General features: G+C 49.4%; 1 protein-coding gene. It reads right to left on the minus strand.

Annotated elements, in window-relative coordinates:
• A partial coding sequence (gene porQ / locus ACTIE6_RS07280; protein WP_439556007.1) for a type IX secretion system protein PorQ occupies positions 1-1,000 on the minus strand: 1,000 nt, incomplete at its 3' end.
• Positions 1,001-1,143 lie beyond the last annotated feature (143 nt).

Consider the following 1,143-nt stretch of genomic DNA (forward strand, 5'->3'; position numbering starts at 1 on the left):
AACCGGGCACGTACTGCGCGCGACCGTAGGATACTTCGAATTGTTTTACCCGGAGCCAGAAACCAAAAGAAAAGCCAGCCAATGCAGCCTTGTCTGCCAGCCGGAGTTCCTGCCTTCTCAGGTGATCGTAACCCAGCAGCAGCCGGAAGTTTTTATGGACCAAAGCTTCTGCGCCGAGTGACAAATGCCGACCAAGCTTTTCCGCGATCCCAACCTTTCTGGCCAGCTTATTTCCATTGATGTCATAGGTATAAAAAAGCGCGGGATCGTTGTAAACCATATCAAACCGGTTTAGATGATGTGCAGTGACCGAAACCCGGACGGGCATATATTTTGGCTTGAAGGTAACTCCTGCGCGGATATCCAGCGGCAATACCGGCTCAGTAGCTCCATTATAGTTCTGTTTTAAAAACCCGATATTTTTAACCACAAAACCTGCTGTAAAATCTTCCCGCGGGTGCCTGAATACTGCGCCAAAGTCAAAAGCTGCGCCCCGGGTCTGGTAGGTTTCAATGGAGGCACCCACGAGCTTTGCCGTCCCTCCTACTGTAAATGCGCCCAATGTATGTCCGTACCCGGCCGAAAGCCCGTAATCTGCCGCGCGGAACTCCCCTATTACATTCCCGATATCGTCGGTTTCCTGCATGGTACCATAGTTGAGGTACTGTAATCCGACCGCCCAGGTCCCATTGGATTCCTTATCCGCCCGGTGTGCATACGCCAGGTTCAGGAACTTCGTATCAGCCAGGTAAGGCATCAGATTTGCGGATACATTATTGTTTTTGGAAGAATCGAGCAATGCAGGATTTAGGAGAAAAAGCGCGGGATCATTCCCGGGAGTAGTTAAATGGTGCGTTCCAAGTGCGGTACTTTTGGCCTGGGTTGGTAAAACGAGGAAGTCAAGCCGGCTTTTGCCGCCAGCCACCTGCGCCTGTGCAGTCCACTGGATCAGCAGAAAAAACAAGGTCAGCAAATAAGCCCGGCATCCAGTCGCCCTCATAAGTCAGTAGAATTTCCCGAATCAGTAAAATGCCGCTATATTTAGAATCCGTTCAAAAACAAATGTAACTATATCGCCTGTATTACATGAAACCCGATCCAGCCGCTCATTCAAAAAAAGAATTGTTAGATATAAAAAACGCG

Origin of the sequence: Dyadobacter sp. (assembly GCF_051859145.1) — a bacterium.
GTDB lineage: Bacteria > Bacteroidota > Bacteroidia > Cytophagales > Spirosomataceae > Dyadobacter.